At 54.7% G+C, this 21379-nt stretch carries 20 protein-coding genes; 10 read left to right on the top strand and 10 right to left on the bottom strand.

All coding sequences use genetic code 11. The annotated features are described in order from the left end of the window. Window position 1 precedes the first annotated feature (1 nt). The 7 genes from ftsQ to mutT all read left to right on the top strand — a co-directional run bounded on the left by ftsQ (window position 2) and on the right by mutT (window position 8476). Window positions 2-841: a cell division protein FtsQ gene (gene ftsQ, locus EE896_RS15960; protein ID WP_003854740.1), complete on the top strand. Its 840-nt coding sequence runs from the start codon at window positions 2-4 to the stop codon at window positions 839-841. Further along, on the top strand, window positions 838-2094 hold the full coding sequence (gene ftsA, locus EE896_RS15955; RefSeq protein ID WP_003854739.1) for a cell division protein FtsA: 1257 nt from the start codon (window positions 838-840) through the stop codon (window positions 2092-2094). The genes ftsQ and ftsA overlap by 4 nt, the downstream gene beginning before the upstream one ends. A 71-nt stretch (window positions 2095-2165) precedes the next feature. Then, complete coding sequence (gene ftsZ, locus EE896_RS15950; protein ID WP_003854738.1) at window positions 2166-3320, top strand: cell division protein FtsZ; 1155 nt, start codon at window positions 2166-2168, stop codon at window positions 3318-3320. A gap of 101 nt (window positions 3321-3421) precedes the next feature. Next, the gene (gene lpxC / locus EE896_RS15945; RefSeq protein WP_008925578.1) at window positions 3422-4339 is read left to right on the top strand and encodes a UDP-3-O-acyl-N-acetylglucosamine deacetylase; all 918 of its coding nucleotides are present in this window, start codon (window positions 3422-3424) and stop codon (window positions 4337-4339) included. A 301-nt stretch (window positions 4340-4640) separates the two neighbouring features. Then, on the top strand, window positions 4641-5147 hold the full coding sequence (gene secM, locus EE896_RS15940; protein WP_003854732.1) for a secA translation cis-regulator SecM: 507 nt from the start codon (window positions 4641-4643) through the stop codon (window positions 5145-5147). A gap of 74 nt (window positions 5148-5221) precedes the next feature. Then, window positions 5222-7927 carry a preprotein translocase subunit SecA gene (gene secA, locus EE896_RS15935; protein WP_003854731.1) on the top strand — a complete coding sequence of 902 codons (2706 nt, stop codon included), beginning with the start codon at window positions 5222-5224 and terminating at the stop codon, window positions 7925-7927. Between the two features lie 153 nt (window positions 7928-8080). After that, complete coding sequence (gene mutT, locus EE896_RS15930; protein ID WP_003854730.1) at window positions 8081-8476, top strand: 8-oxo-dGTP diphosphatase MutT; 396 nt, start codon at window positions 8081-8083, stop codon at window positions 8474-8476. A 30-nt stretch (window positions 8477-8506) separates the two neighbouring features. Here mutT and yacG read toward each other — a convergent pair whose 3' ends face one another. From yacG to coaE, 3 genes are read right to left on the bottom strand one after another with little or no spacing between them, the layout of a single operon-like run. Beyond that, window positions 8507-8704: a DNA gyrase inhibitor YacG gene (gene yacG, locus EE896_RS15925; protein WP_003854728.1), complete on the bottom strand. Its 198-nt coding sequence runs from the start codon at window positions 8702-8704 to the stop codon at window positions 8507-8509. Between the two features lie 8 nt (window positions 8705-8712). Then, entirely contained in the window at window positions 8713-9456 is a 744-nt protein-coding gene (gene zapD, locus EE896_RS15920) for a cell division protein ZapD (protein ID WP_078804747.1), read from the bottom strand. A gap of 4 nt (window positions 9457-9460) precedes the next feature. Continuing rightward, window positions 9461-10069: a dephospho-CoA kinase gene (gene coaE / locus EE896_RS15915; protein WP_110411653.1), complete on the bottom strand. Its 609-nt coding sequence runs from the start codon at window positions 10067-10069 to the stop codon at window positions 9461-9463. Window positions 10070-10302: 233 nt separating this feature from the next. On the opposite strand from coaE, the gene EE896_RS15910 reads away from it, so the two are divergent. Further along, a complete protein-coding gene (locus EE896_RS15910) occupies window positions 10303-11343 on the top strand; it encodes a GMP reductase (protein ID WP_008925582.1) in 1041 nt (346 codons plus the stop codon). A gap of 24 nt (window positions 11344-11367) precedes the next feature. On the opposite strand, the gene hofC is transcribed toward EE896_RS15910, so the two are convergent. The 4 genes from hofC to nadC form a co-directional block, all read right to left on the bottom strand. Next, a complete protein-coding gene (hofC, locus tag EE896_RS15905; protein WP_140916377.1) occupies window positions 11368-12567 on the bottom strand; it encodes a protein transport protein HofC in 1200 nt (399 codons plus the stop codon). After that, window positions 12560-13945, bottom strand: coding sequence for a type II secretion system protein GspE (gene gspE / locus EE896_RS15900; RefSeq protein WP_003854720.1), 1386 nt, complete (start codon window positions 13943-13945; stop codon window positions 12560-12562). The genes hofC and gspE overlap by 8 nt, the downstream gene beginning before the upstream one ends. Then, complete coding sequence (ppdD, locus tag EE896_RS15895) at window positions 13932-14387, bottom strand: prepilin peptidase-dependent pilin (protein WP_003854719.1); 456 nt, start codon at window positions 14385-14387, stop codon at window positions 13932-13934. The genes gspE and ppdD overlap by 14 nt, the downstream gene beginning before the upstream one ends. Before the next feature lie 174 nt (window positions 14388-14561). Further along, window positions 14562-15458, bottom strand: a complete 897-nt coding sequence (gene nadC, locus EE896_RS15890) for a carboxylating nicotinate-nucleotide diphosphorylase (RefSeq protein WP_008925585.1) — start codon at window positions 15456-15458, stop codon at window positions 14562-14564. A 197-nt stretch (window positions 15459-15655) separates the two neighbouring features. On the opposite strand from nadC, the gene ampD reads away from it, so the two are divergent. Next, the gene (gene ampD / locus EE896_RS15885; RefSeq protein ID WP_008925586.1) at window positions 15656-16207 is read left to right on the top strand and encodes a 1,6-anhydro-N-acetylmuramyl-L-alanine amidase AmpD; all 552 of its coding nucleotides are present in this window, start codon (window positions 15656-15658) and stop codon (window positions 16205-16207) included. Window positions 16208-16223: 16 nt separating this feature from the next. Continuing rightward, window positions 16224-17078 (top strand): beta-lactamase regulator AmpE, encoded by an 855-nt coding sequence (gene ampE, locus EE896_RS15880; RefSeq protein ID WP_003854716.1) that lies wholly within the window; start codon window positions 16224-16226, stop codon window positions 17076-17078. Here the strand turns inward: ampE and EE896_RS15875 are convergent. The 3 genes from EE896_RS15875 to aroP form a co-directional block, all read right to left on the bottom strand. Beyond that, a complete protein-coding gene (locus EE896_RS15875; protein WP_003854715.1) occupies window positions 17060-18019 on the bottom strand; it encodes a glycoside hydrolase family 43 protein in 960 nt (319 codons plus the stop codon). The two genes, ampE and EE896_RS15875, sit on opposite strands and share 19 nt — an antisense overlap. Then, complete coding sequence (locus tag EE896_RS15870; protein WP_003854714.1) at window positions 18016-19428, bottom strand: glycoside-pentoside-hexuronide (GPH):cation symporter; 1413 nt, start codon at window positions 19426-19428, stop codon at window positions 18016-18018. Before EE896_RS15870 ends, EE896_RS15875 begins: the two co-directional genes overlap by 4 nt. Before the next feature lie 179 nt (window positions 19429-19607). After that, window positions 19608-20963 (bottom strand): aromatic amino acid transporter AroP, encoded by a 1356-nt coding sequence (gene aroP / locus EE896_RS15865; RefSeq protein WP_003854713.1) that lies wholly within the window; start codon window positions 20961-20963, stop codon window positions 19608-19610. Between the last annotated feature and the right edge of the window lie 416 nt (window positions 20964-21379).

Genomic DNA, 21379 nt, shown 5'->3' with positions numbered 1-21379 from the left:
TATGTCACAGGCGGCGATGAGAGTTCGAAACCGTGAACCGCAGGAGCGTATTCGCACCGGGCGCAGTAACGGTGCCCGACTGTTCGGCATTTTTTTCCTGCTGATCGTTATCGGGATTATGGTTGCCGGCGGGCTGGTGGTGCTGAAGTGGATGAACGATGCGTCCCGGCTGCCGTTGTCAAAACTGGTGGTGACAGGACAGACGCATTACACCACACACGACGATATTCGACAGGCGATTTTGTCGCTGGGTCCGCCCGGCACGTTTATGTCACAGAATGTGGACATTCTGCAGCAGCAGATTGAGCGGCTGCCGTGGATTAAGCAGGTCAGTGTGCGTAAGCAGTGGCCGGACGAACTGAAGATCCACCTGGTGGAGTACACGCCGGTGGCGCGCTGGAACGATTTGCATATGGTGGATGCAGAAGGTAACGCCTTCAGCGTACCCGCCAGTCATGTCGGCAAAGAGACACTGCCGATGCTGTATGGGCCAGAAGGGAGTGAGAAAGAGGTCCTGGCAGGCTATCACAGCATGGATGATGTGCTAAAAGCCCGGAAGTTTACCCTGAAGGTGGCGTCAATGACGGCCCGTCGTTCATGGCAGCTGGTCACCAGTGATGATGTACGTATCGAACTGGGACGCAGCGACACCATGAAACGACTGAATCGCTTTATTGAGCTCTACCCGGTACTGCAACAGCAAGGTCAGAACGAGAGCAAACGTATCAGCTACGTGGATTTGCGATATGACTCGGGCGCTTCTGTTGGCTGGACACCGGTCGTGATGGAGCCACAGGACAGTAATCAGCAACAGAACCAGGCACAGGCTAAACAACAATGATCAAGGCAACGGACAGAAAACTGGTAGTTGGACTCGAAATCGGCACTGCGAAAGTTGCCGCCCTGGTTGGGGAAATTCTGCCCGATGGTATGGTCAACATTATTGGGGTGGGCAGCTGTCCTTCCCGTGGTATGGATAAAGGTGGCGTAAACGATCTTGAGTCGGTGGTGAAATGCGTTCAGCGCGCCATCGATCAGGCTGAGCTGATGGCGGATTGCCAGATCTCCTCCGTCTACCTTGCTTTATCGGGCAAACATATCAGTTGTCAGAACGAAATCGGGATGGTTCCGATTTCAGAAGAGGAAGTGACTCAGGATGATGTAGAGAATGTCGTACATACCGCTAAATCGGTGAGAGTGCGCGACGAGCATCGCATCCTGCACGTTATTCCTCAGGAATACGCGATCGACTATCAGGAAGGGATCAAGAATCCGGTTGGGCTTTCTGGCGTGCGTATGCAGGCGAAAGTGCACCTGATCACCTGCCACAACGACATGGCGAAGAACATCGTTAAAGCCGTTGAGCGTTGCGGACTGAAAGTAGATCAGCTGATTTTTGCCGGTCTCGCCTCCAGTTTTGCCGTTTTGACTGAAGACGAACGTGAGCTGGGCGTGTGTGTTGTCGATATTGGTGGCGGTACAATGGACATAGCCGTATATACCGGCGGCGCTTTACGGCACACTAAGGTTATTCCGTATGCAGGCAACGTTGTCACCAGCGATATCGCCTATGCGTTTGGCACACCGCCAACGGATGCTGAAGCGATTAAAGTGCGTCATGGTTGCGCGCTGGGCTCGATTGTCGGCAAAGATGAGAACGTTGAGGTACCGAGCGTGGGCGGACGTCCACCACGTAGCCTGCAACGTCAGACGCTGGCGGAAGTGATTGAGCCGCGTTATACCGAACTTTTGAATCTGGTTAATGACGAGATTCTGCAGTTACAGGAACAACTGCGTCAGCAGGGCGTAAAGCATCACTTAGCCGCAGGCATTGTCCTGACCGGTGGTGCAGCGCAAATTGAAGGACTGGCGGCCTGTGCGCAACGCGTATTCCATACGCAGGTGCGTATCGGACAGCCGCTGAATATTACCGGCCTGACTGACTATGCGCAGGAATCGTACTACTCCACTGCCGTGGGACTGTTGCATTACGGCAAAGAGTCGCACATGAACGGTGATGCAGAGACCGAAAAACGGGTCTCAGTAGGTAACTGGTTCAAGCGTATTAACAGTTGGTTAAAAAAAGAGTTTTAATTTTTGTGAAAGGGGATCATGCTGTTTTCTTTAGTGATCTCCAGGCGACAGGCACATAACGGAGAGAAATCATGTTTGAACCTATGGAATTAACCAACGACGCGGTGATTAAAGTCATCGGCGTCGGTGGCGGCGGCGGTAACGCCGTAGAGCACATGGTACGCGAACGTATCGAAGGTGTGGAATTCTTTGCTGTGAATACCGACGCGCAAGCGCTGCGTAAAACAGCTGTCGGCCAGACCATTCAGATCGGTAATAACATTACCAAAGGTCTGGGTGCGGGTGCGAATCCGGAAGTAGGCCGTAACTCAGCAGAAGAAGATCGCGAAGCACTGCGGGCTGCGCTGGAAGGGGCAGACATGGTCTTCATCGCAGCAGGCATGGGCGGCGGTACCGGTACCGGTGCAGCCCCTGTAGTTGCTGAAGTGGCTAAGGATCTCGGTATCCTGACGGTGGCCGTTGTTACCAAGCCGTTCAACTTCGAAGGCAAAAAGCGCATGGCGTTTGCTGAGCAGGGGATCGCTGAACTTTCTAAGCACGTCGATTCACTGATCACTATTCCCAACGACAAGCTGCTGAAAGTGCTGGGCCGTGGTATTTCCCTGCTGGATGCATTTGGCGCTGCTAACGACGTGCTGAAAGGCGCAGTCCAGGGTATTGCCGAGCTGATCACCCGTCCGGGCCTGATGAACGTCGACTTTGCTGACGTGCGTACAGTGATGTCCGAAATGGGCTATGCCATGATGGGTTCAGGCGTTGCGTGCGGTGAAGATCGTGCGGAAGAAGCGGCTGAAATGGCGATCTCCAGCCCACTGCTGGAAGATATTGATCTGTCAGGCGCCCGTGGCGTGCTGGTCAACATTACTGCGGGCTTCGACCTGCGTCTGGATGAGTTTGAGACCGTGGGTAACACTATCCGCGCCTTCGCCTCTGACAACGCAACCGTTGTAATCGGTACCTCTCTGGATCCGGAAATGAATGACGAACTGCGCGTCACTGTCGTGGCAACCGGTATCGGCATGGACAAACGTCCGGAAATCACGCTGGTCACCAACAAGCCAGCCAGCCAGCCAGTGATGGATCATCGCTATCAGCAGCACGGTATGTCACCGCTGCCGCAGGAGCAAAAACCAGCTGCCAAAGTCGTTAACGACCAGGCTGCGCAGTCGAACAAAGAGCCTGACTATCTTGATATTCCGGCCTTTTTACGTAAGCAGGCCGATTAGGATTAACCCTATAATTGGGATTATCCGCTCTTTGTGCTAAAGTGTCTGTCCGCTGGTAAAGTATACTGGCGGTCGGAAAGGTGATACTGCGAGATAATGCGATGATCAAACAAAGGACATTAAAACGTATTGTTCAGGCGACGGGTGTCGGTTTACATACCGGCAAAAAAGTCACACTGACATTACGCCCTGCGTCGGCTAATACCGGGGTCATCTATCGTCGCACCGACTTGAATCCACCGGTAGATTTTCCGGCTGATGCAAAATACGTGCGCGACACCATGCTGAGTACCTGCCTGGTGAATGATGAAGGCGTGCGTATTTCAACGGTTGAACACCTCAATGCCGCCCTGGCGGGTCTGGGTATCGACAACATTATTGTTGAAGTCGATGCGCCGGAAATCCCGATCATGGATGGCAGCGCAGCACCGTTTATCTATCTGCTGATGGATGCGGGTATCGAGCAGCTCAACAGCGCGAAGAAATTTGTGCGTGTTAAGCAGACCGTGCGTGTGGAAGAGGGTGACAAATGGGCCGAGATCAAACCGTACAACGGTTTCTCGCTTGATTTCACCATCGACTTCAAACACCCGGCTATCGACTCCAGCTCACAGCGCTATGCGATGAACTTCTCTGCTGACGCCTTTGTTCGTCAAATCAGCCGGGCGCGTACATTTGGCTTTATGCGTGAAATCGAATATCTGCAGTCTAAAGGCCTGTGCCTGGGCGGTAGCTTAGATTGTGCGATAGGTCTGGATGATTTCCGCGTACTGAATGAAGAAGGTCTGCGTTTTGAGGACGAGTTTGTTCGTCACAAAATGCTGGACGCGATTGGCGACTTGTTTATGTGTGGTCACAACATCATTGGCGCATTCTCTGCGTTTAAATCGGGTCACGCGCTGAATAACAAGTTGCTGCAAGCGGTTCTGGCTAAGCAGGAAGCCTGGGAATGGGCAACCTTCGAAGACGAAGCTGAACTGCCAGTGGCATTCAAAGCACCGAATCTGGTTCTGGCTTAACTACCCCAGAACGTGAAACGGCTGGTTATGCTGACACCCTCTCCGGTCAGCGGCGCCAGCCGTTTTTTTATGGCTTTCTGTCATACTCCTGACGACTGCGACGTCGCTCGCAACACATTGTCTGTTCTGCTGAATTGCTGAACAATCACACGCGTTTTCTCACACCGCCACTTTAATCCCAGGTGTGGATGCCCCACATTAATGTTACTATCTGTGGCGCTTTTACAGGCCGAAATCCGTTGCGGCTCGCGGCGGGTACACGAAAACAAGAGCGCAACAGAGCGTGCGCGATGGAAAGGTTGTGATCGGGATTCTTCAGCGCTGGCGACAATTAGGTAGACGCTATTTCTGGCCTCATCTCCTGTTAGGGATGGTAGCGGCCAGCTTTGGCCTGCCAGCCTGTGCGCAAAGCGCCGAACCCAACGCGTCCTCTGAATCGCCAGCCAGCAGCCTCTTTCTTGGCAATGCCACACGCTTTGATCATTTAATCCGGCTCCAGGAAGCGTCACGGCGCCCGAGCTTCAGCGTGGATTACTGGCATCAGCACGCCATCCGCACCGTTATTCGTCACCTTTCTTTCACGCTTGCCCCCCAGGCGCAGGCGGAACAACAGCAGTTACCGCTGGCGGCCCAAAAGCTGGCGCTGATTGACTCACTGCATAATTTACTGACATCGCACTCTGCGCTGCATACCGCACCGCAGCAGATGGCAACACCGCCTCTCTTCATGGCCGTTACCCGTTCATGGGTAGAATGGCATGCCAGTGTGCATGGCATCCGCGCCGGACCCGCCCGATTGTTCTGCTAATAGTATTGGTTTTACTCACTCTGTTTAGATTTCGCAGTCCGGAATATTCCGGCTGAATTGAGAATATATTTATTATGTTTAGCAAAATATTAACCAAGGTTTTTGGTAGCAGTAACGATCGTACGCTGCGTCGTATGCGCAAGGTGGTGGATGTCATCAATAAGATGGAGCCTGATTTTGAGAAGCTCTCTGACGATGAACTGAAAGCTAAAACCGACCTGTTCCGCGAGCGCCTGAAAAAAGGTGAATCGCTGGAGAGTCTGATCCCGGAAGCGTTCGCGACCGTGCGTGAAGCGAGTAAACGTGTGTTCGGTATGCGTCACTTTGATGTGCAGCTGATCGGCGGCATGGTGCTGAACGACCGCTGCATCGCTGAGATGCGTACCGGTGAAGGTAAAACCCTGACCGCAACGCTGCCAGCCTACCTGAATGCGCTCTCTGGTAAAGGTGTTCACGTGGTGACCGTCAACGACTATCTGGCACAGCGTGATGCGGAAAACAACCGACCACTGTTTGAGTTCCTGGGTCTGACGATTGGTATCAACATGTCGGGCCTGCCGGCTGTGGCGAAGCGTGAAGCATATGCAGCAGACATTACCTACGGCACCAACAACGAGTATGGCTTCGACTACCTGCGTGACAACATGGCGTTCAGCCCGGAAGAGCGCGTACAGCGTAAACTGCACTATGCGCTGGTGGATGAGGTCGACTCCATCCTGATCGATGAAGCGCGTACACCGCTGATCATCTCCGGTCCGGCAGAAGACAGTTCTGATCTCTACACCAAAGTGAACAAGATCATCCCTCACCTGGTTCGCCAGGATAAAGAAGATACCGAAACCCATCAGGGTGAAGGCGACTTCTGGGTCGATGAGAAAGCGCGTCAGGCTCATATGTCTGAACGCGGTCTGGTGAAAGTGGAAGAGCTGCTGGTCAGCCAGGGCATTATGGAGGCGGGCGAGTCACTTTACTCGCCGACCAACATCATGCTGATGCACCACGTCACTGCGGCACTGCGCGCGCATGCACTCTTTACCCGCGATGTTGATTACATCGTGAAAGATGGCGAAGTGGTAATCGTTGATGAACACACCGGCCGTACCATGCAGGGTCGTCGCTGGTCAGATGGTCTGCATCAGGCGATTGAAGCGAAAGAAGGCGTAGAGATCCAGAACGAGAACCAGACGCTGGCCTCTATTACCTTCCAGAACTACTTCCGTATTTACGAAAAGCTGGCCGGTATGACCGGTACTGCTGATACCGAAGCGTTCGAATTCAGCTCTATTTACAAGCTCGACACCATTGTCGTGCCGACTAACCGTCCGATGGTGCGTAAAGATCTGGCTGACCTGGTCTACATGACAGAGAAAGAGAAGATCGATGCGATTATCGAAGATATCCGTGAGCGTACAGCCAATGGACAGCCGGTACTGGTGGGCACCATCTCGATTGAAAAATCAGAAGTGGTCTCTAATGAACTGACCCGCGCCGGTATCAAACATAACGTCCTGAACGCCAAATTCCACGCCCGCGAAGCGGACATCGTGGCGCAGGCTGGTCAACCGGGCGCGGTCACTATCGCGACCAACATGGCCGGACGTGGTACGGACATTATGCTGGGCGGTAGCTGGCACGCTGAAGTGGCCGAACTGGAAGAGCCAACTGAAGCGCAAATCGAAGAGATTAAAGCGGCCTGGCAGATTCGTCATGACGCGGTGCTGGCGTCAGGTGGTTTGCATATTGTGGGTACTGAGCGTCACGAATCCCGTCGTATCGATAACCAGCTGCGTGGTCGTGCAGGTCGTCAGGGTGACGCCGGTTCTTCTCGTTTCTACCTGTCGATGGAAGATGCGCTGATGCGTATTTTCGCCTCCGATCGCGTATCGAATATGATGCGTAAACTGGGCATGAAGCCAGGCGAAGCGATTGAGCACCCGTGGGTGACTAAAGCGATTGCCAACGCACAGCGTAAAGTCGAAAGCCGTAACTTCGATATTCGTAAGCAGCTGCTGGAATATGATGATGTGGCTAACGACCAGCGTCGTGCGATCTACAGTCAGCGTAATGAGCTGCTGGATGTGTCTGATGTGAGCGAAACCATCAACAGCATTCGCCACGATGTTTACAAAGCCACCATCGATACCTACATTCCGCCACAGTCGCTGGAAGAAATGTGGGACGTGCCTGGCCTGGAAGAGCGTCTGCGCACTGACTTCGATCTTAACCTGCCGATTGCAGAGTGGCTGGACAAAGAGCCCGATCTGCATGAAGAAGTGCTGCGTGAACGCATCATGACCCATGCCATGGAAAGCTACGCAGAGAAAGAAGAGATCGTCGGCGCTGAAATGATGCGCAACTTCGAAAAAGGCGTGATGCTGCAGACGCTGGACTCTCTGTGGAAAGAGCATCTGGCAGCGATGGACTATCTGCGCCAGGGTATCCATCTGCGCGGCTATGCGCAGAAAGATCCAAAGCAGGAGTACAAGCGTGAATCCTTTGCCATGTTCGCCGCAATGCTTGAATCACTGAAGTATGAAGTGATCAGTACGCTGAGCAAAGTTCAGGTGCGCATGCCAGAAGAAGTTGAAGCGATGGAGCAACAGCGTCGCGAAGAAGCTGAACGTCTGGCACAGCAACAGCAGCTGAGCCATGTGGAAGAAGATCTGCTGGCAGCTGAGCCTGTGGCTGAGCAAAGTGGAGAACGCAAAGTGGGCCGCAACGATCCCTGCCCATGTGGTTCCGGTAAAAAGTATAAGCAGTGTCATGGCCGTATCGCCTGAGGCTAAATGCTGATAAAAAAGGAGCCGCTGGCTCCTTTTTTTATGGCCTTTGCCACTACGATGACTATGCCCATGCTGAGCTAAAGCGGTTAACTTCCGTTACGGCATGCTCTAAAATCAGCCTTCATTCACCATTACTACCGGATAGTCTTCATGAAGCACCTGCAGGTTGCAGTTGGCATCATTCGCAATGCCAATAAACAGATTTTCCTTGCCCAGCGCGCATCGACCTCTTATATGGCAAATAAGTGGGAGTTTCCTGGCGGTAAGATTGAAGCGGGCGAAAGCGCCGAACAGGGACTCATAAGGGAGCTCCAGGAAGAAACCGGGATCGATGTCACCGAGGCTCGCCCGATTGGTCATGCAGATCACAGCTATGACGATCTGCGCGTAACGCTGCACTTCTTTCTGGTTGAAGGGTGGAAAGGGGAGCCGTGGGGCAAAGAGGGGCAACCGCAGCGCTGGGTTGATCAGCATGCGCTGGTCGCGGAGGAGTTTCCGCCAGCGAATCATCAGCTGATTGCGCGTCTGGTCGCCGGCGAACTCTGAGTGGATGGGGCAGCGCGCCCCATCCTGTTATCAGCGCTCTTCTTCACTCCAGTTGTCACTGTCGTTCATATCGTCGCTGCTGGGAATGCGTTTCTCTTCTGCGGCCCACTCGCCTAAATCAATAAGCTGACAGCGCTTACTGCAAAAAGGGCGCCACGGGCTGAGCTCATCCCAGATGACATCTTTGCCGCACTGCGGACAGGAAACGGTCATGACTTCTTGCTGCATGTTTACCTCTAACAACAGGCCAACTGGAAGTTAAGGCGGGCCGGAACTTCACCGCGCTCACTATCAAATGGCATAAAACGAATGGCGTAGCGGCTTTTATGTCCGGACACCTGTGGATAGAGGGCATCGTCCAGCGATAACTGCAATCGCAGCAGATCGGCACCCTCGGCATTATCCTGATAAAAACCGTTCAGACTGGTCTGCATATGGAATGCGCCGGACTGGCGGATCAGATCCAGTACCATCGCCAGCGCATGATGCAGGGGCGCGAGCGTCTGCATCCAGGCTTCGACCTGCGCATCGCGTGTTTCCTGCGGCAGATGGAGCCAGATGTGCAGGCCTGGCAAATCAAAGCTGCAGCATCCGCCGGGAATGCTGAGTCGCTGGCGCACCAGGGCAATCAGACGATCTTCACGGAGCTGTTGCCCCATACGCGGGGCATTCATCAACTGCGTTGACTGAATTTTTAGTTTATCGTGCAGAGCATCCACCAGCGTCATGTCGACACCCGGCACATCAGCCCATGCACGTAATTTTTGCTGCTGACGCTCCAGCTCTTTCAACAGTTCAGTCCGCATATCGCCGCGCTCGAAAATGTCGAGCAACTCGCCAATCAGGCGAAAAAAGGTCAGCGCATTAACGGTTTTATCCAGTGGCGTGGTTTCATCTAACTGATTAATCAAAAATTCAACCCGCAACCAGGTTCGCATTTTTTCATTCAGTGGGTGTTCAAACAGAACGGGTGTACTCATGGTATTAATCCTGTTTCGTTGCCGCCAGCCTGAGATAGCGCTGATGGAGTTCGGCAACCTGTGGCAGGGCGTCGTCGGGCTCGCCGCTGTTATCAATAATGTCATCGGCACAGGCGAGGCGTTGCTGGCGCGTGGCCTGTGCGGCAAGAATACGTTTCGCCTGTTCGACGGAAAGATGGTCACGCTGCTGAGTCCGCGCTAACTGCGTTGCCTCATCAACATCCACCACCAGTACCCGATCAGCCTGGTGCTGTAATTGATTTTCCACCAGTAATGGCACTACCCAGAGCACATAAGGTGAGGTGGCCTGGGCGATCAGCTGTCGCGTCCGGGCGTTTATCAGCGGATGAAGCAGTGCGTTTAACCAGCTTTTCTCTTCCGGCTTCTGGAAAATAATGTCGCGAAGCTGTTTACGATCAAGCATGCCCTGCTCCGTCACTATCGACGCGCCATAGCGCCCCTTTATAGCCTGCAAAGCGGGCGTGCCGGGTTCAACAACTTCACGGGCAATCAGGTCAGCATCAATAATGTCCACGCCAGACGCGGCGAATGCCTGGGCAATCGTACTCTTTCCACTGCCGATCCCCCCTGTAAGCGCGACGATATAGGGCATGTTTCTCACCTGACTTCTTTTACGACATGGGTTCAGGGTAATGATCTGACTAAAAAAGGCAAAAATGGGTGTCAGATCACACCGATAAATCACAACTAAATTTAACGGATTGTAGCGTAAATAAAGTGAAATTCGCAGTCTTGTCGCACAGCGAGAGGCGCGTATCATAACGCTACTGGAGCTGTGCTTACTTCGCGAACGACGATTCGTTGCCACTTACCAGGACACTATTTATGCGTATTGAAGAAGATCTGAAACTGGGCTTTAAAGATGTCTTAATCCGTCCCAAACGCTCCACGCTGCAAAGTCGCTCACAGGTTGAGCTGGAACGCAGCTTTACCTTCAGACATTCGGGCCTGAGCTGGAGCGGCGTACCCATCATCGCCGCCAATATGGATACCGTCGGCACATTTTCGATGGCCGAGGCGCTCGCCAGCTTCAATATCCTTACTGCAGTCCACAAACATTACAGCGTTGATGACTGGCGCGCGTTCATTCAGCGCGTGCCTGCGACATGCCTTAAACATGTTATGGTCTCCACCGGCACTTCAGAGTCCGATCTCAGTAAACTGGTCGCCATTATGGCGCTGTCAGACGATCTGCAGTTTATCTGCATCGACGTGGCCAACGGTTACTCACAACATTTTGTCGATTTTCTGCAACGCGCGCGTGAAACTTTCCCCTCTAAAACAATCTGTGCCGGTAATGTCGTCACGGGCGAAATGGTGGAAGAGTTGATTCTTTCCGGCGCGGATATTGTCAAAGTGGGCATTGGCCCGGGTTCGGTCTGCACAACCCGGGTAAAAACCGGTGTAGGTTATCCGCAGCTTTCTGCCGTTATCGAGTGTGCTGATGCGGCGCATGGTTTAAGCGGACAGATTGTCAGTGATGGCGGTTGTTCAGTGCCGGGGGATATCGCCAAAGCCTTTGGCGGCGGTGCTGACTTCGTGATGCTGGGTGGCATGCTGGCGGCACATGATGAGTGCGAAGGGCAGGTTGTTGAAGAGAATGGCGAAAAATCCATGCTCTTTTATGGCATGAGTTCCGAATCGGCGATGAAGCGTCACGTTGGTGGTGTTGCGCAGTACCGTGCGGCAGAAGGCAAAACGGTCAAGCTGCCCTTAAGAGGTCCGGTGGCGGAGACAGCACGCGATATCCTGGGTGGGCTGCGTTCCGCCTGCACTTACGTAGGGGCCGAGCGCCTGAAAGAGCTGACCAAACGCACGACCTTTATTCGGGTTAACGAGCAGGAGAACCGGGTTTTCAACCGATAGCCATCCGGGGCGCAGCGTGCGCCCCTAATGCATCGCATCACCCAGCCCGAAGACCGGCAGATACATGGCAATCACCAGTGTGCCAACAATGCCGCCAATCACCATCATCATCATCGGTTCCAGCGAAGCCGCCAGTGTGTCAGCGCGCTCTCGCGTTTCGGCCTCATGCCATTCAGCCAGACGTGCCAGCATCAAATCCAGGGCGCCCGCCTCCTCACCGACGCGAATCAGCTGACCACATAATGGCGTGAACAACGGATGCTGCATCAGCGCCTGATGCAGAGGACTTCCCTCAGCAATATGTTGCTGCAGTCCGGCTATCGCGTCCCGCCAGAGCAATGAGGAGAATGTTACCTTAACGGCGGATAGCCCCTGTAACAGCGTTAACCCGGCGCTCTGTGTGAGATGCAGAATGGTATAGATCTGCGTCAGTTGTGTGCCGCGCCACAATCCGGAAAGCAGCGGGATGCGCAGGAAAAATGCCTGCTCACGGCGTTGCCAGCCCTCAGATCGTCGTCGCAGCTGATGCCATCCAGTCAGCATCAGCGAGACACCCAGGGCCAGCACACCTCCCCATTCCTGAAGCGCGGCAGATAACTGCATTACCGCTGCGGTAAAGGCGGGCAGGGGCGCATCAAAGGCGTCATAAACCGCAACGAACTCCGGCAGCACGAAGAGCAGCATGCCGCAGGTGACAGCCATCGCCACCAGCAGAATAAAAAGAGGATAGCGCAGCGCTTTACCCACCTGATGCCATAACTGCTGCTGGCGGATCTGCTGCTGAGCCAGTTCGCTGCAACAGACATCCAGCTGACCGGTGAGCTCACCTACCTCCATCAGGGACGGATAGAGTGCCGGAAAGATCTGCGGCCATTCACGCAAAGCCTGTGAAAAAGGCGCACCGCTGAGTACCCGATGATGCAGAGCTAGCATCAGGGCCCGCCAGCCAGCATGCGGCTGCCCCTCCGCCAGCAAAACCAGACTCTCTGCCAGCGGCAGGCCCGCTTTGAGCAAGGTGGCCAGCTGGCGAATGAGATCGGTTTTGTGCTGCCACTTCCAGTCCCTCGGACGCCAGACTTTTTCACGCTTCCAGCTCACCGGCAAAAGATCACGCTGCGCCAGCATCAGCAGCAGATTGTCACTGTCGATAGCCAGTAGCTGACCGCTGAGTAACTGACCCTGACTGTCGACCGCCTGCCAGCTGAATAAAGAGGCATTAGCCATCGTCCAGCCCAATCACCCGTTGCATCTCCTCCAGGGAGGTATCGCCCCGACTTACCGCTTCTAAACCGGAAACCAGCAGGGTGCGCAATCCCTGCTGTTTCGCCAGACTCAACAGATTCTCCAGCGGCATCTCGGCGGCGATCGCATTTTGCAGTCTGGCATTAATGGGCAGCAGTTCAAACAGCGCCAGCCGGCCAAAATAGCCGGAAAAGCAGTGGTCGCAGCCTGGGGCACGCCAGGTTTGCAGGGTGCCAGGCCAGAGTTCCGGAGGATAGTGTGCCACTGCCTGAGCAGGCTGACGGCAGTGAGGGCAGAGGCGTCTGACCAGACGCTGAGCAACGATCAATTTCAGTGCTGACCCAAGCAGATAACCGGGAATTCCCATCTGTCGAAGCCGGGTCAGCGTCTCGGCGGTGGAGTTAGTGTGCAGCGTGGAAAGGACCAGATGTCCGGTTTGTGCTGCTTTAACCGCAATCTCTGCCGTTTCGGCATCGCGAATTTCGCCCACCATGATGACGTCGGGATCCTGTCTCAGCAGCGCCCGCAGCACGCGGTTAAAATCGAGCCCGTTTTTAGCATGGATCTGCGTCTGATTGATGCCCGGCAGTGGGATCTCAATCGGATCCTCAACGCTGCAGAGATTTTTTTCAGGCTTATTCAGCGCACTAAGCCCGCTGTAGAGCGTGAATGTCTTGCCGCTGCCGGTGGGGCCCGTCACCAGAATCAATCCCTGCGGCTGGGCCAGCGCAGCGCAGAACAGACGTAGCTGCGCAGTGGGTAAACCGAGCTTATCCAGTGACAGCGCCGCGCTTTCACTCTGCAATAGCCTGACTACGGCTTTCTCCCCGCCGTAGATGGGCAACGTGGCCAGACGAAACGAGGCGGGTTTACCGGCGATCTCCATGCTGAACTGCCCATCCTGCGGTAACCGTCGTTCGGCGATATCCAGCCCGCCGAGAATCTTCAGTCGTGCCAGCAGCGCCGCAGGTTGAGTGGCAGGTAATGAAGAGAGCGGATGCAGTACGCCATCAATGCGCAGTCGCACGCGTAAACCCTCGCGGCAGGGTTCGATATGCACATCGGAGGCGCGGCGTTCGAGTGCCTGACGCAGGATCAGCTGTGTTGCCTCAATCGCTGACTCTGCGGGCGCCTCTTCACGCGCCACCAGCGGTGTGTCGGCATGCCGAAGCTGGTCGAGCCGGGCCTGCGGCCAGCATTCGATCTCAATCTTACACTGGCTGGCAAAATGAAGCGCTTCAGACAGTCCGGGCGGCACGCTTTCTGCGACGGCCACACGCAGCTGACTGGCATCATGGTGTAACACCAGGGCGCGATAGCGCTGACATAAAGCCGCGATCGCTTCATCAGGCTTGTTCATCGCTGGCCCCTTTATCCGCAAAGCGGAACTGATCCTGACAATTGTCGCGCAGGCTATTGTTGCTACTGGTGCAACTGCGTTGCCATCTGATGCCGCCATCCGTGCTGTCCCAGACCGGCAGCATTTCAACGCTCAGGCCATTGAGACTTTCCTGGCCAGTCAATGCAATCACACCGTTGGTCACGCTCAGTGCCGAGACATAGCGCGATCCTCTGGCTGCCGGAATGCCCGCTTCTCCTGCATGACACTGGGTTGGGCCACCACGCTCCATGGCGCAGAGCTCTACCGCAGTTTTAAACGGCACCATTGTTTGCAACATGTCGGTGAGGGCAGCGCGCTGCAGATAATTTTGATAAGCGGGCAAGCCGATGGCACTTAAGATCGCCACAATACCGACCACAATCATCAATTCAACCAGCGTAAATCCACGTTGATGATTCATCACATCGTCTCCTGATTAAGAAGGCGACAGGTTAAAAATCAGTAGCAGTAAAAGACAGTCAGAGAGGGGAAAACTGGAAAGTGTGGTGTGAACAGATTTCAGGATTGCAGCTCAGTCGAAACTGCGCCGGAAGCGGGGTCGCAAAATCGCCGGGCCGGGTTACGGTAGCGCAGGCTACTTTTGTTTGAAACGCATCGAGAGATCCAGCGCCCGCACATGCTTGGTCAGTGCGCCAACAGAGACATAGTCCACGCCGGTCAGAGCGATCTGCGGCAGGGTTGTTTCGGTAACGTTACCGGAGACTTCCAGCAGCGTCCTTCCCTGGTTGAGTTCGACGGCGGTACGCATTTCTTCCAGGCTGAAGTTATCCAGCATCACAATATCGGCTTCGGCTTCCAGCGCCTGACGCAACTCTTCCAGTGATTCCACTTCAACTTCAACCGGCACATCGGGTTGCAGCCATTGCGCTCTTTCCACTGCCTGCGCAATTGAGCCGCTGGCAATAATATGGTTCTCTTTAATCAGGTAGGCATCTGAGAGGCCCAGGCGATGATTGCTGCCACCGCCACAGAGCACGGCATATTTAAGCGCGGTCCGCAATCCGGGCAGGGTTTTACGCGTGTCCAGCAGCTGTGTCTGGCTTCCCGCCAGCAGTGCGACATAGCGGCTGACTTCGGTGGCAACGCCCGAGAGTGTTTGCACAAAATTAAGCGCGGTACGCTCTGCGGTCAGCAGCAGTCGGGCAGGACCCTCGATTTCAAACAGCAGCTGGTCTGCCTCGATCTGATCACCATCTTCGACATGCCAGCTCAGTGTCGCGTGCGAGCCGAGTTGAATGAAGACTTCTTCCACCCAGCGTTTACCACAGAAAACACCCGCTTCACGGGTAATGACCTGCGCATGAGCCTGGATATCGGCAGGTAACAACTGGGCAGTAATATCCCGGTCAGCGTCGATCTCTCCACCAAGATCCTCTTTTAACGCCAGTGCAACCGCATCCGGGATGTCACTTTCAATGCGTTTGATGAGTGCCTGACGGCGGCTGTCAGGATCATAACCACGAGATGACATAGGTGTTTTACTCCAGAACGAGAAATGACAGAGGGTGACACAATAGCCTGAACCGCCATCAGGTTCCAGCAACGAATCGTATTTTGTTTAGTATCCTTAACACGCAGCGTTGTCATATGACCCAACCGGCACACTAAGAGGCAAGAATCCTTTATTATTCATGCTATTCTCAGCCAGCTGAAACAAGGAAAATGGGTATGAAAATCGAACAGGGCTGGCTGACCGGAGCGCGTCACGTGCCGTCAACGCATTGCAATGAACGGCCAGACAATGAAGCGCCTTCACTGCTGGTGATTCACAATATCAGCCTGCCACCCGGTGAATTTGGCGGGCCGTGGATCGACAAGCTGTTCACCGGCACACTTCCGCCGGATGCTCATCCCTATTTTGCGGATATCGCCGCGCTGAAAGTCGCGGCACACTGCCTGATTCGTCGTGACGGGGAGATCGTGCAGTATGTCCCTTTTCATAAACGTGCCTGGCATGCAGGCATTTCGCAGTTTGAAGGACGTGAAAACTGCAACGACTTTTCTATAGGGATTGAGCTGGAAGGAACAGACAGTGAGCCCTATAGCGAAGCGCAATATCGGGCCCTGCAGCAGGTAACCCTGTTGCTGCTGCAGCATTACCCGTTAACGCCTTCACGTATCACGGGGCACAGTGACATCGCGCCGGTACGAAAGACCGATCCCGGACCTGCTTTTGACTGGGACTACTACAAACAGCTGTTAACGCAGCAAAAATCCTGATTTTTGCGGAGTCAGTATGACGTTGTTTACCTTGTTGTTGGTTTTAGGCTGGGAGCGCCTGTTTAAACTGGGCGAGCACTGGCAGCTCGAACACCGGCTGGAGCCGATTTTTCGGCATCGCCGACATTTCTCCATGATGCGTACTCTGCTAATGACTGTGCTGGCGATGGCGCTGACTGCGCTGGTCATCTGGGCGCTGAAAGGGCTGCTGTTTGGTATACTGCAATTACTGTTCTGGATCGTCGCCGGCTTGCTCTGCATCGGTGCCGGTTCGGTGCGTCAGCACTACCATAGCTATCTGAAAGCAGCCAGTCATGACGACGACGCGGCGCATCAGGCGATGGCGGCTGAGTTGACGCTGATTCATGGCGTGCCGGTAGAATGCAGCGAACGCGAGTTCCTGCGTGAACTGCAGAATGCACTGATCTGGATAAACTTCCGCTTCTACCTTGCGCCGATGTTCTGGCTGGTGGTGGGAGGGCCGTGGGGTCCGGTGCTGCTGGTGGGTTATGCGTTTCTGCGAGCCTGGCAAGGCTGGCTGGCAAAACATGGTACACCGATGGCGCGTTCGCAGTCTGGCGTGGATGCGATTCTGCATCTTCTCGACTGGATCCCGGTGCGGCTGGCGGGGGTGGCTTACGCGCTGCTCGGCCACGGCGAAAAAGCGCTGCCTGCGTGGTTTGCTTCGCTGACTGATCGTCACCGTTCTCAGTATCAGGTGCTGACGACGCTGGCGCAGTTCTCCCTGTCACGCGATCCGCACACCGATAAAGTAGAAACGCCACGGGTTGCCGTGGCGTTAGCGAAACGCACTTCACTGGTGCTGGTGGTTGCCGTTGCGTTGCTGACGATTTACGGCACGCTGGTGTAATCGGCAGGTGGCACGCCAAAATCGGGCGTGCCATCTTCCCGCCAGCTGAAATATTTCAGTCGGGTGTGGCGGTTCGGATCCCACAACGGATCGCCCTCAATTTCAGTGTAGTTACGCGCGTGATAAACCAGCACGTCGCGTCCCGCCTCATCCTGGGTAAAACTGTTGTGGCCTGGCCCATACTGATGGTTGTCCCAGCTGGATACAAAGACCGGGCGTGCCGATTTTTGCCAGGCGGTGACATCAAGCGGATCGGCATCAGCGGCAATCGACAGTATCCCCAGACAGTAATTTTCATCGGTAGCGCTGGCGGAGTAGGTCACGAACAGCCGATCGCTGTGACGAATCACCGCCGGACCTTCGTTCACGCTAAACCCTGCGCACTCCCACTCATATTCTGGCCGACTCAGCATCACCGGTGTACCTTTCAGCGTCCAGGGATTCAGCAGCTCAGCCAGGTAGAGATTAGAGTTGCCGGGAATCACGGGATCTTTTTGCGCCCAGAGATACCAGTTTTTGCCCTGATGTACGAAGTGCGTGGCATCCAGAGAGAAGCTGTCGAGCTGGCTGAAAACCCGGCGGCAGGGCTGCCATTCGCCCTGCAATGGATCTGCCGCCTCACACACCAGCGCATACATCCGGTGCTGAAACAGTCCCTCTTTGATCTCCCGCGTCGGCGCTGCTGCGAAATAGATAACCCACTGGCCGTCAATGTAGTGCAATTCGGGTGCCCAGATTAACTCGCTACAGGGGCCGCTATCAGGCTTGCGCCAGACCACGACCGGCTCGGCGCTGCGCAGGCCAGCCAGCGTTGTGGCGCGTCGGATCTCCAGCCGGTCATACTCCGGTACTGATGCCACAAAGTAGTAGTGCTGTTCATGGCGAAGGATAAAGGGGTCGGCGCGCTGCTCAATAAAAGGATTCGGCAGGATTGCAGTCATTTAACATCTCCGGTTGGCGTAGCAGCACCGTCGCGCAGGCGAACAGCGTGTAACTCGTGGAAGTTTTCGCGGCGCAGCGCGAGATCCTGCTGGATGGTAATCATCATTTTGCGGTCGACCTTCATCAGCCGCACCACGCCGGCGGTAATCAGATAGCCGACGCCTGGAATGATGGTGAAGAGCAGCATGATGCCGTTAATCGCTTCAGGGGACTGCTGTTTAGCACCCGCATTGTAGCCATAGATCGACAGCAGAAAGCCGACCATTGCACCGGCCACTGCCAGTCCCACCTTGAGGAAGAACAGGTTGCCGGAGAAGCTGATGCCGGTGATGCGCTTGCCGGTTTTCCACTCGCCGTAGTCATCCACATCCGCCATCAGCGACCAGTGCAGCGGAGAAGGGATCTGATGCAGGATATTCAGCACAAAGTAAGCCACTACGACCATCACCGTGGCGTGAGGATCGATCCAGTAAAAGCCGCAGGAGAAGAGCGCCAATGCGATATTAGTCCAGAAGAAGACTTTGAGTTTGCACCAGCGATCGGTGAGCAGTTTCGCCAGCGTGCTGCCGAACATCATGCCAATCACGCCCAGGCTGATAAACAGCGTGGCGAAGTGCGTGGACTGACCCATGACCCAGGTGACGTAATACATGGTGGCTGCCATGCGGATGAAGCCAGGACAGACGTTACAGAAGGTCAGCAGCAGAATGCGCACCCACTGGTCATTCTTCCAGACGTCACGCAGATCTTTTTTCAGGTCATCATTGCTCGGTACAGCAGGGCGGATACGTTCACGAACTGTGGCAAAGCAGAACAGAAACATCGCCAGACCAATCGTGGCCAGCACCGCCATCGCCATCTGGTAGCCGCGCGCTTTATCTTCCCCACCAAACCACTCCGCCATCGGCAGCAGCGACAGAGAAAGTATCAGCGTGGCGATACCGACCATGACAAAACGGTAGGACTGGCAGGAGACGCGTTCACCAGGGTCGTTGGTAATCACGCCACCCAGCGAGCAATAAGGAATATTAATCGCGGTATACGTCAGTGACATCAGGAAGTAGGTGACGAACGCCCAGATGACCTTGTTGTGATAGGTCCAGTCTGGTGTGGTGAACATCAGAACGCTGAAGACCACATAGGGAACGGAAACCCACAGCAGCCAGGGACGAAAACGGCCCCAGCGACTCTGGGTGCGATCGGCGATGGCGCCCATAATCGGATCGGTAACCGCATCCAGCACCCTGACCGAAAGCAGCAGGGTTCCCACCAGCGCCGGAGCAAGGCCGAAAACATCGGTATAGAAGTAGTTCAGGAACAGCATGATGGCACCGCCAATCATGTTGCATCCGGCATCACCCATGCCATATCCCAGTTTTTCCCGAAACGGGAGAGCTGTACCTTTCATGGTTTATTCCTGCGCATCCAGTGTGAACAGGAAGTATTGTCAGGAAATCAGTGAGATGAACGGGAGAAATTCGTCATGAAGATGGACAAAACAGGTGCGGGAAGAGAAGTGTGAGCTGGATCGGGCATCAGAGGTACGTGCTGCAACCTCCCTGAGAGGTCGCAGCACGTAGTAGAGCATCAGGCTTTCTGCGTCTGGTTTTTAATAAAGTAACCAATACCCAGAATGACCAGCCAGACCGGGATCAGCCAGACGGAGATCGCCATGCCCGGCGTGGTCGCCATCAGTACCAGAATCCCTGCCAGGAAGATCAGGCAAATCCAGTTACCTGCCGGATAGAGCAGCGCTTTAAAGCGGGTTGTGACGCCCTGCTGATCTTTCTTACGACGGAACTTGAGGTGCGCCAGGCTGATCATCGCCCAGTTGATGACCAGTGCAGAGACCACCAGCGACATCAGCAGGCCAAACGCTTCGCCCGGCATCAGGTAGTTGATCAGCACACACAGCGCAGTAGCCACAGCAGAGACCAGAATCGTTAACACCGGTACACCGCGACGATCGACTTTCAGCAGTGCTTTCGGCGCATTGCCCTGCTGTGCCAGACCAAACAGCATGCGGCTGTTACAGTAAACGCAGCTGTTATAGACCGACAGGGCAGCCGTCAGGATCACCACGTTAAGCGCATTCGCCACCATGGCATCGCCCAGTTCGTGGAAGATAAAGACGAACGGGCTGACTTCTGAGGTGACGCGGGTCCACGGCATCAGTGACAGCAGGACCGCCAGCGAACCAATGTAGAAAATCAGGATACGCCACAGCACCTGGTTGGTCGCTTTTGGAATGCTCACTTCCGGGTTATCCGCTTCAGCTGCGGTGATACCCACCAGCTCCAGACCCCCGAATGAGAACATGATAATCGCCATGACGGTGACCAGGCCGCCAATGCCATGCGGGAAGAAGCCGCCCTGTTCCCACAGGTTGCGTACTGTCGCCTGCGGACCGGCATGACCACTGAACAGCAGCCAGCCGCCGAACAGGATCATGCCAATGACCGCAACCACTTTAATGATGGCGAACCAGAACTCCATCTCACCAAACACTTTCACGTTGGTCAGGTTGATAGCATTGATCATCACGAAGAAGAGGGCAGCCGACGCCCAGGTCGGAAAGTCAGGCCACCAGAACTGGACATATTTGCCGACGGCAGTGAGTTCTGCCATGGCAACCAGCACATAGAGCACCCAGTAGTTCCAGCCCGAAGCAAAACCCGCAAAGTTGCCCCAGTATTTATAGGCAAAGTGGCTGAAGCTGCCGGCAACCGGCTCTTCCACGACCATCTCACCTAACTGGCGCATGATTAAAAAGGCAATAAACCCGGCAATCGCATAGCCCAGAATAACGGCCGGTCCGGCGGATTCAATGACCGATGCACTGCCCAGAAACAGGCCGGTTCCCACTGCACCACCCAGCGCGATGAGCTGAATATGGCGGTTCTTAAGACCACGTTTCAGCGCTTCGCCTTGCTGCTGTTCCATACAAACCTCGTGATGTTTTTATTCTTCGTTCGCAGCGCAATCCGCTGTAATGAAGGAGTTACAATAACGTATTGATTATTTTACGGTATCTGGCGTGCTGAATGCGGCCATTTGCTACCCTGGCGACAAGAATAGTGATAAGCGATTCGCTTTGCACCTGCTTTCGCCTTTCGTGCTGAGACTTGACTGAAAAAACGCCGTCCTGGTCACGTCTGCCTGTCGAAACTTCTGCCATGAAATTCGGGTAATGACGAATAGCTTTCACTTATGGCTGCCGCACTCATCAGGCGCTAAGCAGGTGTAAGGTTTGGTAAAAGTGCAATTGTTTAACATTTGCCGTAGCGGATTTTTTCATTTTTTTAACCGCGAGTTAGCGCCAGGACAGGCTTTAAGGCGAGGTGAATGTCGCAGACACC

It is taken from the genome of Pantoea eucalypti (assembly GCF_009646115.1).
GTDB classification, from domain to species: domain Bacteria; phylum Pseudomonadota; class Gammaproteobacteria; order Enterobacterales; family Enterobacteriaceae; genus Pantoea; species Pantoea eucalypti.
This window is presented reverse-complemented; position numbering and strand designations above follow the sequence as displayed.

Bases quoted from the DNA above. Each gene is read 5' to 3' on its own strand.
- ftsQ (WP_003854740.1), top strand. From the start codon at position 2: ATGTCACAGGCGGCGATGAGAGTTCGAAACCGTGAACCGCAGGAGCGT.
- ftsA (WP_003854739.1), top strand. From the start codon at position 838: ATGATCAAGGCAACGGACAGAAAACTGGTAGTTGGACTCGAAATCGGC.
- ftsZ (WP_003854738.1), top strand. From the start codon at position 2,166: ATGTTTGAACCTATGGAATTAACCAACGACGCGGTGATTAAAGTCATC.
- lpxC (WP_008925578.1), top strand. From the start codon at position 3,422: ATGATCAAACAAAGGACATTAAAACGTATTGTTCAGGCGACGGGTGTC.
- secA (WP_003854731.1), top strand. From the start codon at position 5,222: ATGTTTAGCAAAATATTAACCAAGGTTTTTGGTAGCAGTAACGATCGT.
- mutT (WP_003854730.1), top strand. From the start codon at position 8,081: ATGAAGCACCTGCAGGTTGCAGTTGGCATCATTCGCAATGCCAATAAA.
- yacG (WP_003854728.1), bottom strand. From the start codon at position 8,704: ATGCAGCAAGAAGTCATGACCGTTTCCTGTCCGCAGTGCGGCAAAGAT.
- zapD (WP_078804747.1), bottom strand. From the start codon at position 9,456: ATGAGTACACCCGTTCTGTTTGAACACCCACTGAATGAAAAAATGCGA.
- coaE (WP_110411653.1), bottom strand. From the start codon at position 10,069: ATGCCCTATATCGTCGCGCTTACAGGGGGGATCGGCAGTGGAAAGAGT.
- EE896_RS15910 (WP_008925582.1), top strand. From the start codon at position 10,303: ATGCGTATTGAAGAAGATCTGAAACTGGGCTTTAAAGATGTCTTAATC.
- hofC (WP_140916377.1), bottom strand. From the start codon at position 12,567: ATGGCTAATGCCTCTTTATTCAGCTGGCAGGCGGTCGACAGTCAGGGT.
- gspE (WP_003854720.1), bottom strand. From the start codon at position 13,945: ATGAACAAGCCTGATGAAGCGATCGCGGCTTTATGTCAGCGCTATCGC.
- ppdD (WP_003854719.1), bottom strand. From the start codon at position 14,387: ATGAATCATCAACGTGGATTTACGCTGGTTGAATTGATGATTGTGGTC.
- nadC (WP_008925585.1), bottom strand. From the start codon at position 15,458: ATGTCATCTCGTGGTTATGATCCTGACAGCCGCCGTCAGGCACTCATC.
- ampD (WP_008925586.1), top strand. From the start codon at position 15,656: ATGAAAATCGAACAGGGCTGGCTGACCGGAGCGCGTCACGTGCCGTCA.
- ampE (WP_003854716.1), top strand. From the start codon at position 16,224: ATGACGTTGTTTACCTTGTTGTTGGTTTTAGGCTGGGAGCGCCTGTTT.
- EE896_RS15875 (WP_003854715.1), bottom strand. From the start codon at position 18,019: ATGACTGCAATCCTGCCGAATCCTTTTATTGAGCAGCGCGCCGACCCC.
- EE896_RS15870 (WP_003854714.1), bottom strand. From the start codon at position 19,428: ATGAAAGGTACAGCTCTCCCGTTTCGGGAAAAACTGGGATATGGCATG.
- aroP (WP_003854713.1), bottom strand. From the start codon at position 20,963: ATGGAACAGCAGCAAGGCGAAGCGCTGAAACGTGGTCTTAAGAACCGC.